The 15,278-nt window shown below is 55.8% G+C and carries 12 protein-coding genes and 1 tRNA gene; 9 read left to right on the top strand and 4 right to left on the bottom strand.

Going from position 1 to position 15,278, the window contains the following annotated elements; genetic code table 11:
• The first annotated feature begins 42 nt into the window (after positions 1-42).
• Genes ribH through TX72_RS12915 form a run of 3 tightly spaced genes read left to right on the top strand, consistent with a single transcriptional unit; the run spans position 43 to position 2,458 of the window.
• Positions 43-525: a 6,7-dimethyl-8-ribityllumazine synthase gene (gene ribH, locus TX72_RS00405; protein WP_011126960.1), complete on the top strand. Its 483-nt coding sequence runs from the start codon at positions 43-45 to the stop codon at positions 523-525.
• Positions 522-1,250 (top strand): sulfotransferase domain-containing protein, encoded by a 729-nt coding sequence (locus TX72_RS00410; RefSeq protein WP_011126961.1) that lies wholly within the window; start codon positions 522-524, stop codon positions 1,248-1,250. The genes ribH and TX72_RS00410 overlap by 4 nt, the downstream gene beginning before the upstream one ends.
• Complete coding sequence (locus TX72_RS12915; protein WP_011126962.1) at positions 1,247-2,458, top strand: glycosyltransferase family 4 protein; 1,212 nt, start codon at positions 1,247-1,249, stop codon at positions 2,456-2,458. Before TX72_RS00410 ends, TX72_RS12915 begins: the two co-directional genes overlap by 4 nt.
• Positions 2,459-2,722: 264 nt before the next feature.
• Here TX72_RS12915 and TX72_RS00430 read toward each other — a convergent pair whose 3' ends face one another.
• Entirely contained in the window at positions 2,723-5,170 is a 2,448-nt protein-coding gene (locus TX72_RS00430) for a beta strand repeat-containing protein (RefSeq protein WP_148228732.1), read from the bottom strand.
• A gap of 212 nt (positions 5,171-5,382) precedes the next feature.
• Between TX72_RS00430 and TX72_RS00435 the strand changes: the two genes are divergently transcribed.
• The 5 genes from TX72_RS00435 to TX72_RS00455 all read left to right on the top strand — a co-directional run bounded on the left by TX72_RS00435 (position 5,383) and on the right by TX72_RS00455 (position 12,033).
• Positions 5,383-5,454: transfer RNA gene (locus TX72_RS00435), tRNA-Gly, on the top strand.
• A gap of 327 nt (positions 5,455-5,781) precedes the next feature.
• Positions 5,782-8,595 carry a preprotein translocase subunit SecA gene (secA, locus tag TX72_RS00440; protein WP_011126964.1) on the top strand — a complete coding sequence of 938 codons (2,814 nt, stop codon included), beginning with the start codon at positions 5,782-5,784 and terminating at the stop codon, positions 8,593-8,595.
• A gap of 7 nt (positions 8,596-8,602) precedes the next feature.
• Positions 8,603-9,553, top strand: coding sequence for a glycosyltransferase family 2 protein (locus TX72_RS00445; protein ID WP_011126965.1), 951 nt, complete (start codon positions 8,603-8,605; stop codon positions 9,551-9,553).
• Entirely contained in the window at positions 9,550-11,202 is a 1,653-nt protein-coding gene (locus TX72_RS12765) for a glycosyltransferase family 2 protein (protein WP_011126966.1), read from the top strand. The genes TX72_RS00445 and TX72_RS12765 overlap by 4 nt, the downstream gene beginning before the upstream one ends.
• Positions 11,203-11,325: 123 nt before the next feature.
• Entirely contained in the window at positions 11,326-12,033 is a 708-nt protein-coding gene (locus TX72_RS00455; protein ID WP_148228837.1) for a sulfotransferase family protein, read from the top strand.
• On the opposite strand, the gene cysE is transcribed toward TX72_RS00455, so the two are convergent.
• Together cysE and plmA are read right to left on the bottom strand one after the other, a co-directional pair.
• Positions 11,987-12,733 (bottom strand): serine O-acetyltransferase, encoded by a 747-nt coding sequence (cysE, locus tag TX72_RS00460; RefSeq protein WP_011126968.1) that lies wholly within the window; start codon positions 12,731-12,733, stop codon positions 11,987-11,989. The two genes, TX72_RS00455 and cysE, sit on opposite strands and share 47 nt — an antisense overlap.
• A gap of 10 nt (positions 12,734-12,743) precedes the next feature.
• Positions 12,744-13,745 (bottom strand): transcriptional regulator PlmA, encoded by a 1,002-nt coding sequence (gene plmA / locus TX72_RS00465; RefSeq protein WP_011126969.1) that lies wholly within the window; start codon positions 13,743-13,745, stop codon positions 12,744-12,746.
• A 46-nt stretch (positions 13,746-13,791) separates the two neighbouring features.
• Between plmA and TX72_RS00470 the strand changes: the two genes are divergently transcribed.
• On the top strand, positions 13,792-14,577 hold the full coding sequence (locus tag TX72_RS00470; protein WP_011126970.1) for a dienelactone hydrolase family protein: 786 nt from the start codon (positions 13,792-13,794) through the stop codon (positions 14,575-14,577).
• On the opposite strand, the gene infC is transcribed toward TX72_RS00470, so the two are convergent.
• Complete coding sequence (gene infC / locus TX72_RS00475; RefSeq protein ID WP_011126971.1) at positions 14,574-15,227, bottom strand: translation initiation factor IF-3; 654 nt, start codon at positions 15,225-15,227, stop codon at positions 14,574-14,576. The two genes, TX72_RS00470 and infC, sit on opposite strands and share 4 nt — an antisense overlap.
• Positions 15,228-15,278 lie beyond the last annotated feature (51 nt).

The raw sequence follows: 15,278 nt of genomic DNA on the forward strand, positions 1-15,278 counted from the left end.
AGAGCCCCGAGTGCGAAGATCAGTCAATTCCGGCTGTGATCGATGACGACGTTTGAAGGGCGGTTCACCGACACTGCGGATCTGCGCATCGCTGTTGTGGTGGCGCGATTCAACGATCTGGTGACGTCGAAGCTGCTCAGTGGATGTCTTGATTGTCTGTCAAGGCATGGCATTGATACAGCAGAGACCAGCTCTCAGCTGGATGTTGCTTGGGTTCCCGGTTCTTTTGAGTTACCCATCGTTGCTCAGAACCTTGCACAAAGTGGTCGTTATCAGGTGGTGATTACGCTTGGCGCTGTGATTCGTGGAGATACGCCTCACTTTGATGTTGTTGTTGCCGAAGCCAGTAAGGGGATCGCAACTGTGGCGCGCGAGTCGGGTGTTCCGGTGATTTTTGGTGTGTTGACGACAGACACCATGCAGCAGGCTCTGGAGAGAGCAGGGATTAAAAGTAATTTGGGCTGGAGTTACGGCTTACAGGCTCTGGAAATGGGAAGTTTGATGGCAGCACTGGCCCAGTCGTGAGACTTCCAGACTTTCTCGGGATTGGCACCCAGAAAGGTGGAACCACGTTTGTGTACGAACTGCTGAAGCAGCATCCGCAGGTGTTTATGGCTGCTCCGAAAGAGCAGCATTTTTTTACGCTTCATTGGCAGCAAGGTGTTGACTGGTATCGAAATCAATTTGCATTGGCAACAAGTGATCAGATGTGTGGAGAGGTAACTCCTTATTATTTATTTCATCCGGAAGCGCCACGGCGCATTCACTCTGTGATGCCGAGGACCAAGTTGATTGTCGTACTGCGGGATCCGGTTGAACGCGCCTTGTCTCAGTATTTCCACAGCAAGCGTTTGGGTCTGGAAGCATTGAGCTTGGAGGATGCTTTGGCTGCGGAGCCGCAGCGATTAGAGGATAGTGATGAGGTTTTAGCGACCGGCAAACCGCATCGAAGTCATCAGCAGCATAGTTATGTGAGTCGTGGACGGTATGAGCAACAAATCAGCCGTTTTAAGCAGTTTTTTTCTAACCAACAATTGCTGTTGATGCGCAGTGAGCAATTGTTTGCGCAGCCTGATGTTGCATGGAGACAAATTCTTGATTTTCTTGGCTTGAGTTTTGTTCAATGCCCTCAGCAAAAGCCTGTTTATGCTGGTGGTGGTGAGGCTGCCAATGTGTCCTCTGAAATTAAAAACCAATTGCGCCAACAGCTAAGTAGTACTTACCAATGGATGCAGGATAGTTTCGAATGAACCTTCTTTTTATCCATGGTAACTTTCCGGGTCAGTTTAAGGATATTGCCCCTGCTCTTGCTTTGAATACCAACGGCAAGACATATTTTCTCAGTTTATCGGATAATCCCCAGAATATTGTTCTTCCGCGGGTTCAGTTTCGTCAATTTAAGCTGCATCGAGATGTCGGTTCTGAGACGCATGCCTATGTGCAATCGGCTGAGCTTGCTGTGCTCAAGGGACAAGCCGTGCTTCGTGCGCTTGATCAGTTGCATAAACAGGAAGGTTTTATGCCAGATGTTGTGATTTGCCACGGCGGCATGGGGTTTGGCCTTTTTGTGAAATCATTATTGCCTAATGTTCGCTTGATTTCCTACTTGGAGTGGTACTTTACGCCGTCAAATAGCCAAGAGTTGATTCTGAATCCCTCTATTAACGATTTTTGTCGTCTGGAATGTCGGAATATTCCTATTCTCCAGGAAGCAGCACAGGCTGATCAGCTGGTCTGTCCAACACGTTGGCAAAGGGATCAATTTCCAGCATTCATCAGGGATCGTATTCAGGTTGTTTTTGATGGCGTTGATCTTGATTTCTTCAGCCCCGGGCCTCCAGCTGATCCACTTGTTCTCAACGCCAATCGTGAATCACCACTGCAATTCACATCTGATCAGTTGTTGTTGACCTATGGAACGCGAGGGATGGAGCCACTCCGTGGTTTTCCTGAATTCATGCGGGCTGCTGCAGTTGCTCAACAGACGTTTCCTCAGTTACATGTCATTGTATTTGGAAAAGATCGTTCAGCTTATAGTTATCCAAGCCCTCACCCGAGTGGTAGTTGGAAACAATTCATGCTTGAACAGTTGGAAGGGCAGCTGGATCTAGAAAGGCTGCATTTTACAGGCTTACTCAATTACGGCGAGTTGGTTCAGTTGTTCCGTCGTAGCGATCTTCATTGTTATTTCACGCGTCCATATGTGGTGAGCTGGGGTGTTTTCCAAGCTGTTGCTTGCGGTGCTCGGTTGCTGGTGAATGACTTTGCAGGTATCGATGAAGTGTTTGATGGAAAGCCCTTCTTCTCCCCGGTAGATCTCGACCATCAAGAGCAAATTAATGCCTCTGTTATTGAATGTCTGCGTGTTGAAAAGGAATCAAATGCTGTTAGTCTTCCCTCTTCGCTTTCACTGTCGTCATGCATTGCCCAATGGGTTGATTTAATCTTTTCTATGTAATCTTGTTCGTCAAAGGGTTTAGGTTTTTGCTTTGAATAAAGCGGTTGATTAAAGAGTATCTATCCCTCTTAGGGTTTTGTATGCTCTAAAAATTACTGACTGATGTTGCCCTTGAGGCCATATCATTAAATATAGTATTTTTCTTTTGGATCTATGGGTGATTTTGGTTTTAATTTATTGGCGGTACTTTTCAGTTTGTTTGGTTGCCAATAAAAAAGCCCCTCCTAAAGGAGGGGCTGAATATTTGACTTGACGGTGATCAGATCAAGCGAAAATCACAAGATCAGTTGAAGTCAATGTAGGCGCAGTAGCTCCGTTTAATAGAGTTGCAACAGTAACTGCCGTGTTGTTAGTGCCAGTTCCGTCAGCGTCGAAGCTGAGGACACCGGTGTCTGTGTTGTACAGGAACTGTGCATAAGCCTGATCCACGACTGCAGGGGCGGCTGTAGTACCAGACTTCAAGGCAGTTGCGTTGAAGGTGGATGCGTTGTCTCCAGATGGTGGAGTGTAGGAACCAACAATGGCTGAATTTGCATTTGATGAAATTGCAGCATCACTGAAGGCCAGAGCTTCACCGTTAAGAGAAATGGCCTCGTTCGAGAGAGCTGTGGTGTTTTGAGCATTAGCCGTAGCAGTGCTCTTTCCGTAATCGGTAATGGTATCTCCCCAGTTTGCAACTGTTGAGAAGTCGTAGAAATCAATTCCAAGACCACCAGTGATGCTGTCAACACCACCGCCACCATTAAAGGTGTCAGCGCCAGCTGAACCTGTAATGGTGTCAGCGGAGGCACCGCCAGTGACATTCACTGAACCATCAGTTTCAGCGCTTGCGTTGAAGGTGAGCTTGCCTGTGAAGCTTGCATTGTTGGTCGTAACTGTCAGGCTCTTGCCGGATGCAATTGTTGTATCGAGGAGCGTGATGGATGCGTTGTCTTTTGCATTTTCCAGTTTGACGACTTCCACTTCAGACACTCTGTCGAGAATGTTGGTGGAGGCAGATTTGTGACTGAAAGCGATGGTATCAGTACCGTCACCACCAGTGATGAGGTCGTCTTTAGAAAGGTCGGTGTTCAGATCGAGGTAGTCATCTCCATCACCACCAACAAGAATGTCGGTACCTTCAGTACCAGCATCAATCGTGTCAGCTCCTTCACCACCGGTGAGGCTGTCACCACCGGATCCACCAGTGATTTGATCAGCGCCATCACCACCCAAAATGGTGTTGTCACCTTCAGTACCCTTCAGGATCATTCCCTGAGTGGCACCGTTACCTGCAGAGTTATCGATCAAGGAACCTGCAGTGGTTGCGCTTGCGGAGAGGTCAATACCAGCGATGTAGTCCTCTGCACTGCTGTCGAAGACGATTGATGAACCGGTGGTCACCGCATCTGTAGTGGCGATGATCAGACCTTCGGCCGCGATAGTACGCTTACCATCTGTTCCAGCGCTCATCGTAACTCGATCGAACGAGTCAATATCGATGAAAGACAATGCCTCAGCGACATTTGCTTTTACGTAAGTGCCATCACCGACAGTGATTGAGTCGACGACATCACCAGCGGTGAAGAATTCAGCGAAGGATGAATACTGAAGGCTAGTTGCGTATTTAGCATCTGTAGAACCTGCTGCGACAATTGTGTCTACGCCAGCACCACCAATGACAGTGTGGAACTTTTCATCAGCAGCCGTAACTACAGTGTTGACGTTAATTGAGTCAGCACCTTCGCCGCCCGAAACCATGCTGGCTTCATTTGTGCCAATGCTGATGACGTCGTCGCCTTTGTCACCGTAGTACGTACGAGATCCATCGGCACTACTAATGATGGTGTCATTACCTTGTCCACCGAAAATGGTTTCATCGGACTCAGAGGTAGCACCATCGATTTTGTCGTTGCCGGAATTACCCTTGGCTACTAATTCTGAACCAGCTCGGGCGGCAGTCAGGGAAAGTGTGTCAGCTCCATCGCCACCGAATACGCTTGCACCTGAAACAACACTAGCAATTTCAATTGTGTCGTTATCATTATCACCGTGAACAGCTACTGCAGCGGCTGTATCGATCTTGATTGAATCGTTGTCCTTGCCGCCGTAGAACCTGTTGCCAGTTCCCGCAAGAGTAAGATCGAGCGTATCAGCACCCTCGCCACCCTTCGCGATCAGGTTGGAGTGAGAACCTGAGATAGATAGGTTGTCATTATCTCCACCAGCGTCAACTAAAGAATCCAGTGATTCAGCAACACTGATCGCGTCGCGGGCTGCACCGCCCCTAACGGTCACACTAGTGATCCGCTTGTTGAACGTGAGGGAGTCATCATCAGCACCACCGTCAACGATGGTTCCACCACTCACCTTGTCGGTGAAAGTGATTGTGTCCTTATTGGTGTCTCCGTAGACAACTCCACCAACAACAGCTCGGTCGAAAGTGATGCTGTCAGCGGCCTTACCACCGTAAACCGAAGTGTTTGTGGTTGCACCCTTGATGGTGATGTAGTCAGCAGCTGCACCGCCTTTGATCATGGCGTCAGCAACGTCACCCATTGCGGTGAGGGTGTCTGAGTCGCCTGCGCCATAGAGCTCAAAACCAGTTGAGGTCTCTTCGACAACGACCTCGTCGTTTCCTTCCTTGGCGTCAAGGAACCAATCCTTGAGCTCGGAAACTTCGATGTAGTCGGGATTGGAAGTACCGCCTGCGACGGTGGTGAGAGTTGCCACGGAAGGAATGTGGATAATGGCTTCCGACGAAGGGTATCGGCTTATTACACGGGATGTCAATCCATGTTCCGCTTCCGTGACTGGCGCGAATTCCAGCTGTGGCCATGCATTTGGCCTCATCCCCTAGCAGTGCAGGCCGTCCTGAGTCTTGACCAAGGGACCGTTGGTAGTCCATGATGCATTGGCCGACGGACGAGGTCTGCGGCAAATTTGCGGATGTAGCTCAGTGGTAGAGCATCTCCTTGCCAAGGAGAGGGTCGAGAGTTCGAATCTCTTCATCCGCTTTGATGGTTTCACTAATCTATCGGAATATTCATTAATGATGCTTTTGCATCAGCACTGCGAGGGTAGACGGGTGTGAGGCCTCGATTTTGCAACTGAAAATCGGAATAATTTGCTTTAAGTTGTTTAATGGGTCATATATCGATTTAAGTGAATTCAAATTTAAGGAGATATTGATCGAATAAGTCTTATTTTGCTTTCGTGTTCGACCGAATGTTTTTGGTTAACGTATTGTTCTGCGTGATATTTATGAGTTCATTTTAGTCGGTTTGAAATCCTCATGACCAAGTCCCGTTAGGCTCTCCAGATCAATGGATTCCGTCTAGGCCATGCTCAAGCTCCTGCTGGGTGACCCCAATGCCCGCAAGCTGAAGCGCTACCAGCCGATTGTGTCCGACATCAATCTGCTGGAGGAGGACATATTCCCTCTTTCGGATGATGCCCTGCGGGACAAGACGGCAGCCTTCCAGGAGCAGCTGGCGAGTGCGGGCAGCCTCGAGAATCAGCGGCCGATCCTCGATGAGATCCTGCCGGAGGCCTTTGCAGTGGTGCGTGAGGCCGGTAAGCGTGTGCTCGGTATGCGCCACTTCGATGTTCAATTGATCGGCGGCATGGTGCTGCATGAGGGTCAGATCGCTGAAATGAAAACTGGGGAAGGCAAGACCCTGGTGGCCACGTTGCCCAGCTACCTCAACGCCCTCACTGGTCGTGGTGTGCATGTGGTCACCGTCAACGACTACCTCGCCCGTCGTGATGCGGAATGGATGGGGCAGGTGCATCGCTTCCTCGGTCTCTCTGTGGGCTTGATCCAGCAGGACATGCGTCCTGAGGAAAGGCGCCGCAACTACAACTGCGACATCACCTACGCCACTAACTCCGAGTTGGGCTTCGACTACCTGCGGGACAACATGGCCGCAGACATCAGCGAAGTCGTTCAACGGGAGTTTCAATACTGCGTGATCGACGAGGTTGACTCGATCCTGATCGATGAAGCCCGCACGCCGTTGATCATTTCCGGCCAGGTGCAGCGGCCCCAGGAGAAATACCAGCAGGCGGCCCAGGTTGCGCAGGCGCTCACTAGGGCTGCGGAGATGGGGAAAGACGGCATTGATCCGGAAGGCGACTACGAGGTCGACGAGAAGCAGCGCAGCTGCACCCTCACCGATGAGGGCTTCGCCAAGGCTGAGCAGATGCTGGGGGTGCAGGATCTGTTTGATCCCCAGGACCCCTGGGCCCACTACATCACCAATGCCCTCAAGGCCAAGGATCTGTTCGTTAAGGACGTTAATTACATCGTTCGTGATGGCGAAGCCGTGATCGTTGATGAGTTCACCGGTCGTGTGATGCCCGGCCGTCGCTGGAGCGATGGCCAACACCAGGCGATTGAAGCCAAGGAAGCGCTGCCGATTCAGGCTGAAACCCAAACCCTTGCGTCCATCACCTACCAGAATTTCTTCCTGCTCTACCCGCGCCTGGCAGGGATGACCGGCACGGCCAAAACGGAAGAGGTGGAGTTCGAGAAGACCTACAAGCTCGAAACCACCATCGTCCCCACCAACCGGGTCCGCGCCCGCCAGGACTGGCCCGACCAGGTCTACAAAACAGAAACCGCCAAGTGGCGGGCTGTGGCCAACGAAACCGTTGATATTCACAAGAACGGCAGGCCCGTGTTGGTGGGCACCACCTCCGTTGAAAAGAGCGAACTGCTTAGTGCCCTGCTGGCTGAGCAAGAGATTCCCCACAACCTGCTCAACGCCAAGCCGGAGAACGTTGAGCGGGAATCGGAAATCGTGGCTCAGGCCGGTCGCGCCGGGGCGGTCACCATCGCCACCAACATGGCGGGTCGTGGTACCGACATCATTCTTGGTGGCAACAGCGATTACATGGCTCGGCTCAAGCTGCGCGAGGTGTTGCTGGGTCGATTGGTGAAACCCGAGGAGAATCACAAACCACCCGTTCCCTTGCAGCGCAACGCCGCGGCAGGCTTTTCAGAGGCGCCAACCGCGTCGGCGACCCCCAGTCGCGACAGCCTCTACCCCTGTGTTCTCACGGACGACACCGATCAGACTCTGGCTCAGCTGGCTCGGGATCTGGTGAAGGCCTGGGGCGATCGGGCCTTGACCTTGATCGAGCTGGAGGAACGCATTGCCACGGCAGCCGAGAAGGCTCCCACCGATGACCCCAACATTCAGGCCCTGCGTGCGGCCACCGCTCGAGTTAAGGGTGAGTTCGATGCAGTGGTCAAGCAGGAAGAGCAGCGGGTTCGCGAAGCCGGTGGGTTGCATGTGATCGGCACCGAGCGGCACGAATCTCGCCGGGTCGACAACCAGTTGCGTGGCCGTGCCGGCCGCCAGGGTGATCCGGGCTCCACACGCTTTTTCCTCTCCCTCGGCGACAACCTGCTGCGGATCTTCGGGGGTGACCGGGTGGCCGGGTTGATGAATGCCTTCCGGGTGGAAGAGGATATGCCGATCGAATCCGGCATGCTCACCCGTTCGTTGGAAGGCGCTCAGAAGAAGGTGGAAACCTATTACTACGACATCCGTAAACAGGTGTTCGAATACGACGAGGTGATGAACAATCAGCGCCGCGCCGTGTATTCCGAACGCCGCCGTGTGTTGGATGGCCGTGCCCTTAAAAAACAGGTGATTGGTTACGGCGAACGCACGATGAATGAGATCGTGGAGGCCTATGTGAACCCCGATCTGCCGCCGGAGGAGTGGGATACGGCGCAGTTGGTCGCCAAGGTGAAGGAGTTTGTTTATCTCTTGGAGGATCTCACCCCCGAGCAGGTGCAGGGCCTAGGGATGGACGAACTCAAAGCATTCCTGCAGGAACAGCTGCGCAATGCCTACGACATCAAGGAGGGTCAGGTGGAGCAGCAGCGCCCTGGTTTGATGCGAGAAGCGGAACGCTTTTTCATCCTTCAACAGATCGATACCCTCTGGCGCGAACACCTCCAGGCCATGGATGCCCTCAGGGAATCCGTCGGTTTGCGTGGTTATGGTCAGAAGGATCCACTGATCGAATATAAAAACGAGGGCTACGACATGTTCCTCGAAATGATGACGAACATGCGGCGGAATGTGATCTACTCCATGTTTATGTTCCAACCTGCCGCTCCTCAACAGAGTCAGGTCTGAAGGCGTCATGTCTCCCTGGTCGTCACCCTTGCTACGTCGCCCTTGGTTCGGCCATCGACCTCTTCTTTCTGTGGTGGTGGTTTCTTACAACATGACCCGGGAGCTCAAGCGCACCCTTTATTCGCTATCGCCGAAATTTCAAAGGGATGTGAAGGCTCAGGACTACGAGGTGATTGTGGTAGACAACGGCTCAACCCTGCCGCCTGATCCGTCGGATTGGATTCAACGGCCAGGTTGGTCAGTCCGTGTGGTTTGCTGGCCAGCCTGGGATGTGTCGCCCTGTCGTGCCGTGAATGCGGGTGTTGCTCAGGCCCGGGCACGTCATGTTTGTGTGATGGTTGATGGTGCTCGCATGGTGTCGCCTGGGTTGATCTCAGGAATGCTGAATATCCTGCGAGCTGACCCTGATGCCCTGGCCATTACCCTTGGCTTTCATCTGGGCATGCAGCCGCAAAATGTATCGATCACCCAGGGTTATAACCAAAGGGAGGAAGATCGACTGTTGCGAAAGATTCGCTGGCGTAACAATGGATATCAGCTGTTTTCAGTTTCTTGTTTGGCGTTGTCATCAGCCGGGGGCTGGTTTGCCCCCATCACCGAAAGTAATTGTTTTGCGTTGAAGCGCAAACGTTTTCAGGAGCTGGGTGGTTTTGACGAACGCTTTCAATCACCTGGTGGTGGCCTCGTGAACCTCGATTTTTTCCGAACGGCTATCGCATCACCGCTGTTGCGTCCCTGGATGCTTCTCGGTGAAGGCAGTTTTCATCAGATCCACGGCGGTGTTGCAACCAATGTGCCGATGGAGAAGCATCCTGGCCTGCAATTCGCCCTGGAGTATGAACAGATCCGCGGCGAATCTTATGCACCACCGCGCTACGAACCTTCGTACTACGGATCGCTGCCGGAGGTGACCCGGCGTTGGATTGACCCTTCAACGGCAGTGACCAATGCGTCATGAAATTGTTCATGACCCTGTTGGTGCGGGATGAGGCCGACATTCTGGCCTTAAACCTCGAACACCATCTCGCCCAAGGTATTGATTTCTTCATCGTGACCGATAACGGTTCGGTGGATGCCACACCAGAGATTCTTCAAACGTACGCCGATCGCGGTTTGCTGGAACTGATTCAGGAACCATCGGAAACTTATGCCCAGGCGGTGTGGGTCACGCGCATGGCCCAGCGGGCGGCAGCCCTTGGAGCTGATTGGGTGATTCACGCTGATGCCGATGAATTCTGGATCGCTGCGCAGCCGGGGCTGCGGGTGCGTCAGGTGGTTCGGCGACTTCCCAAGGATCAATTGATCCTTGCCGTTCAGCGTTGGAACGCTGCCCTGTCGCGCCATGTTGAACGCCTTGATTGCGTTGAACCAACGACGATTCGCTGGTACGACAGCGATTCGCGCAATGCGGTTGGTCGCCCCTTGCCGCCCAAGGTGTTGCACCGCGGTTGCTCCGATGTGCAGATTGATCAGGGCAATCACAGCCTGACCTGGCCTGATGCTGCGGAACCGACCCACAGCTCTTCGGAGCTGCTGATCCTGCATCTGCCTCTGCGGGGGTATCGGCACTACGAACGCAAAATACGCCAGGGTGGTCGTTCCTATGCCTCCAACCCAGACCTGCCGGCCCGTCTGGGGGGAACCTGGCGTCAGGAGCATTTGATCTATCTCGCTGGAGATCTGCGTCGCCGTTGGCGCGAGCAGTTGCTCTCCATGTCTCAGCTGTTGCGTGGCCGCTTAACAGGTCGTTTTCGCCAGCCGCCCAACCCAATCACGCCGGCTCAACCCAGCCGTGGCGTGATCTGTCTGGCGGACGACAACTACTTCTTTGGTGTACGGCTGCTGTATCAGTCCCTAGCGGGGCAGGTTCCCCTCACCGTCTATGACCTTGGACTTGGTGATCGTGCTCGTCGTTGGGTGGACAGCCACAACGGCATCAGCATCCGGCCGATTCCACAGTCGCCACTGGTGCAGGCCGTGCGGGAGGCCTGCGGAGAGCGCAGCCTGGCCAAGGCCACCAAGCGTGAATGGCCGTTATGGATCTGCCCAGAGTTGCTGTTGGATGCTCCTTATCAGCAGGTCGCCTGGATTGATGCGGATGCGGTGGTGCTTCGCGGCCTGCCGAAGCTGTTCCAGCGCATCAATCGAGCCCCCTTCATCACACCGGAGAATCTGGCGCCGGAGCTAACCGCCAATCCCTATGAGTTGTATGAGGCGCTCCCCCTGGCCCGTGGGCGCCCCTCAGCGCCGCCGATTCTCCTGAATGCTGGTGTCAGCGGTTGGGATCAGCAGCGTGATCGTCATCTTCTTGAGGCTTACAACCACCCCGTGCGTTGCATCTTTCAGGGGAAGTCTCTGAATCGTGAACTGGTGCGTTGGCATGACCAGGGTTGTTTGATCTGGGCTCTGCAAAACGCCGGATATGACGCTTCAATTCTTCAACATCGACGCTGGAATCTTTGTGTCCGTCACAGCGGACTGGCTGGTTTGAAGGTCGATCCATCCAGCTGTGATCTGGAGATTCAGGCCTGGTTGGACCATGCCCGTTCCTTAGAGCCAAAGGCCAACATTGTTCACTGGAATGGCCACACCGTCCCTTGGCTCTAACGACCGAAATCAACGCGCTCCATACAATCCTTTGATCGATTGCTGGGGCTGGTGTTGATCCGGAGGATTTGGCCGTGGTACTCGCGACCTCGCGGTCCGCAGCAGGTTCTAACGGTGCTGGGCATGCACCGCAGTGGCACCAGCCTGCTGACCGGAACTCTGCAGGAGGCCGGATTGGTGTTGGGGGATGTTGTGACGGCCGCCCCACACAACCGCAAGGGCAACCGCGAATCATTGCCGATCCGTGCGTTGCACGACGACTTGATGCAGCGAGCCGGTGGCGACTGGGATCGGCCACCGCAACAGGTGAGCTGGCAGCCGGTGCACACAGCACTGCGGGATGCCGTGATTGATTCCCATCTCCATGACAGCTTCTGGGGGTTCAAGGATCCCCGCACACTGTTCTGCCTCGAGGGTTGGCTCGATGTGCTGCCGAATCTGCAGATGGTGGCGATTGTTCGCCATCCCGAAGCTGTGGCTCGGTCTCTGCAGGCTCGCAATGGCATGGCCTTGGCGGATGGCCTGGAACTTTGGCGCCTTTACAACGCACGCCTCCTGGACTGGCTCGAGCGTCGGCCAGGGATGCCGCTCTTGCATTTCGACGACGATTTAGGTCGCTTCCGCGTCGATGTCGTCGCGTTAACGACAACCCTTGCGTTGCCCAGACGACTCAAGTCCGATGCGCTCCGTTTCCCGGATGCAGCGCTGCAACACCAGCGATCGGGCCAGGAACCCTTGCCTCCGGCGGTGGATGCCTTGTATCAGCAGCTGCTTGAGCGGCGCTTCAGCCTGTGTTTTCCCCCAGAAACTCCAAGATCTCTCGATCTTTAAGGCTTTGGGACTCGCCACGGCAGACGTCCCGCAGCTGACGCCCTTCTGCAACTTCCTTGAGACAGCGCTGCAGATTGCTCACCGTGCTCTCCAGTTCGTCGATCCGCTCCATCAGGTTGCGAATCACGTTGGCTTCCGCATCCGGTAGGGCGGAGTGGGCCAGGGGATTGATCCGCACGCCGCTCTGGTGAATCACCCGACCCGGGATTCCAACCACCGTGCAATCGGCGTCCACATCACGCACCACCACAGAGCCAGCGCCGATCCGGGTGTTGGCTCCGATGTTGATGGCCCCCAGCACCTTGGCGCCAGCTCCCACCACCACGTTCTCAGCCAGCGTGGGATGGCGTTTGCCGTGGTCTTTGCCGGTGCCACCCAGGGTCACACCCTGATACAGCAGACAGCGGTGGCCCACCTCGGCGGTTTCGCCGATCACCACCCCCATGCCGTGGTCGATGAATACGCTGCGGCCTATGCGGGCTCCGGGATGAATCTCGATGCCGGTGAGGGTGCGGCTGATCTGGCTGAGGCAGCGGGCTGCCAGCTTCAGGGGGAGTGGGCTACGCCACAGGCTGTGGCTGAGGCGATGCAGGCTCAGGGCCTGAAAGCCTGGATAACAGCAGATGATCTCTAGCCAGCCACGAGCTGCCGGGTCGCGCTCACGGATGATCGCGAAGTCGGCGCGGATGTGATCGAACATCGGGTTGGGGTCAGCTGGCGGCCGCCGGGGTCTGCAGGCCGATCTCCTTGCGGAGGAGCTCGATCGTATCGGTGCTGAGGTAGCTCTCGGCGCAATGCACCTGCGGCATGCGCATCAGCTGGGAGCGGTTCTGGCGCAGACTTTGCTCCACCAACGGCAGGCTGGGGCGGTCGCAAAGCACGTGGCTGGAGGCTCGCAGGAGAGCCAGCAGGCGGCTGCCCACGTCAGGGGTGGCTGTCATTACCAGCAGTTCATTGCCGCGCATGGAGTGGAGGATCACCTCCGCCGCACGCAGGATGCCTGGGCTGATGCTCACCAGGCCAACGCAACTGCCGGGGCGGAGTTCCTTGAGCATGGCCAGCTCGTGGCGGAAGTCGTTGAGATCCACGGCCACAGCGCGAACACTGTGCTTTTTAACTAGGTCCTCCACGGGTTGGAGGAAGTAGCGGCTGGTCACCACGGTGCCGTTGCTGGAACTCTCCAGCACACTTTCCAGCTCCTCCATCGGCACCACTTCAACGGGCACATCGAGGCTGGGTTCCAGTTCCTCAGCGATCAACATCGACGCTCCGATGTCTTCGCGGGGGGTGCTCACCAGCACCCGGGCGCCGCAGCGCAATCGCCAGTCGATCTCGCGGGTCAGCAGTTCACGGGTCTGCTGCAGGGTGCAGCCGGCATTGAGCAGGCCGTCCACACACTTGCGCACCTCGCGATCGAGATCGGTCACCCCGCGGTTACGGATGTGAGGTGGTGTCTTGATCTCACGCGGCTTTTGCTGATCGCGCACGTAGATGCCGGAGCCGGCCATGGCTTCCACCACGCCGTCGGTCTCGAGCTGCCGGTACACCTTGCTGATCGTGTTGCGGTGAAGGCCGGTCTGCATCGCCAGTTGGCGGGTGCTCGGCAAACGGTGGCCGGGGGGGTAGTGCCGAGCTGCGATCGCGAAGCAGATCTGGTTGTACAGCTGGGTCGACGCCGGGATGTCGCTTTCCTGCTGGATGTGGAATCGCACGCCGGTGGGCCAGGTGGGAATGCGGCCACCATAAGGAGCGATTCCTGTGGTGACAATTGGGGGTGTGGCCTGTGGACCTGTGACAATTTCCGAATCAACGAGCGCTGGCTGGGTGTCTGTGGCCATTGGGCCGCTGCCGCTGCGCTGTTGGTGGTCACCCCCCGCTGGCTGCCGGCGCGATATTGATAATATTTCGATTGAAAATCGTGCATATATCGTGCTACCGGAGGTGTTCGGGGTGAATGCCTGGGTCCGTTCGGTCGCCGATCGCCTTGCGGCGCAGGGGATTCCGGCGTTGGCCGTGCCCCTGTTTGCCCGCACCGCCCCAGAGTTGGAGCTCGCTTACGAATCGTGCGATCTGGCCCAAGGGCGCGCCCACAAGGACGCCACCACCGCTTCGCAAATCCTCAGCGATGTCTCAGCGGCCGTGGCTTGGTTGCAGCAGCGCTGCCCCAACGCCGCCATTGATCTGGCCGGCTTCTGCTTCGGGGGCCATGCCGCCCTGCTGGCGGCCACGCTGCCGCAGATCCGCCACAGTTTCGATTTCTACGGCGCTGGGGTCAGCCGCATGCGTCCTGGTGGTGGTGCCCCCTCCCTCGAGCTGTTGCCGCAGGTGTCCGGCCAGCTCACCTGTGTTTGTGGCAGCGCTGATCCGCTCATTCCAGAGGAGGATCGCACCACAATCAGATCGGCTCTGGCTGCGGCTGATCCCTCAGGCAAGCGTATGAGTTACATCGAAATCGATGGAGTGGACCACGGCTTCATGTGCGAGGCGCGCGGCAGCTTTGATGCCGATGCTTCTGCCTTGGGTTGGCAGTTGATGCTGGCCTAGGCCTGTTGGGCGGCTACCTTGGCGGCGGTGGGTCGAGGCGGAGCCGGGATGGTGCGCACCGCCTTGGTCGGTGCAGCCTCCTTCTCCTCCTTCTTCACCAGCGGAGTCTTACGCGGTGTGAGGAACATGATCATGTTGCGACCCTCGCGCTTGGGAGCCTGCTGGATCTCAGCCTTCTCCTCCAGATCCTTCGCCATGCGGCGCAACAGGGTTTCCGCGAGCGCCGTGTGCTGAATCTCCCGGCCGCGGAAGATCACCGTGCACTTCACCTTGTCGCCAGCTTTAAGAAAGCGCACGGCCTGGCCGATGCGCACGTCGTAGTCGTGCTGGTCGATCTTGTAGCGCATCTTGACCTCCTTGACTTCGGTCTGATGCGACTTCTTCTTGGCTTCCTTGGCTTTCTTTTCCTGCTCGAATTTGAACTTGCCGTAGTCCATGATCCGGCAAACCGGTGGATCGGCCTTCTCGCTCACCAGCACCAGGTCCAGCTCGCGCTCCTTGGCCACCTCCAGGGCTTCCTCCCTGCTGATCACCCCGAGCTGACTGCCATCTGAGTCGACCACCCTTAACTGGGGGTAGCTGATCCGGTCGTTGATGTTGGGCAGCTCCCGAACAGGAGCACGACGGTCAAAACGGGGGCGTGGGGGCATTCAGGCGGAGACAGGGACAGATGCAGACAACTCGAGGATCACAACGTCTGC

It is taken from the genome of Parasynechococcus marenigrum WH 8102 (assembly GCF_000195975.1).
GTDB lineage: Bacteria > Cyanobacteriota > Cyanobacteriia > PCC-6307 > Cyanobiaceae > Parasynechococcus > Parasynechococcus marisnigri.

Coding starts and splice junctions, on each gene's coding strand:
- ribH (WP_011126960.1), top strand. CDS start 43: ATGACGACGTTTGAAGGGCGGTTCACCGACACTGCGGATCTGCGCATC.
- TX72_RS12915 (WP_011126962.1), top strand. CDS start 1,247: ATGAACCTTCTTTTTATCCATGGTAACTTTCCGGGTCAGTTTAAGGAT.
- secA (WP_011126964.1), top strand. CDS start 5,782: ATGCTCAAGCTCCTGCTGGGTGACCCCAATGCCCGCAAGCTGAAGCGC.
- TX72_RS00445 (WP_011126965.1), top strand. CDS start 8,603: ATGTCTCCCTGGTCGTCACCCTTGCTACGTCGCCCTTGGTTCGGCCAT.
- TX72_RS12765 (WP_011126966.1), top strand. CDS start 9,550: ATGAAATTGTTCATGACCCTGTTGGTGCGGGATGAGGCCGACATTCTG.
- TX72_RS00455 (WP_148228837.1), top strand. CDS start 11,326: ATGCACCGCAGTGGCACCAGCCTGCTGACCGGAACTCTGCAGGAGGCC.
- cysE (WP_011126968.1), bottom strand. CDS start 12,733: ATGTTCGATCACATCCGCGCCGACTTCGCGATCATCCGTGAGCGCGAC.
- infC (WP_011126971.1), bottom strand. CDS start 15,227: ATGCCCCCACGCCCCCGTTTTGACCGTCGTGCTCCTGTTCGGGAGCTG.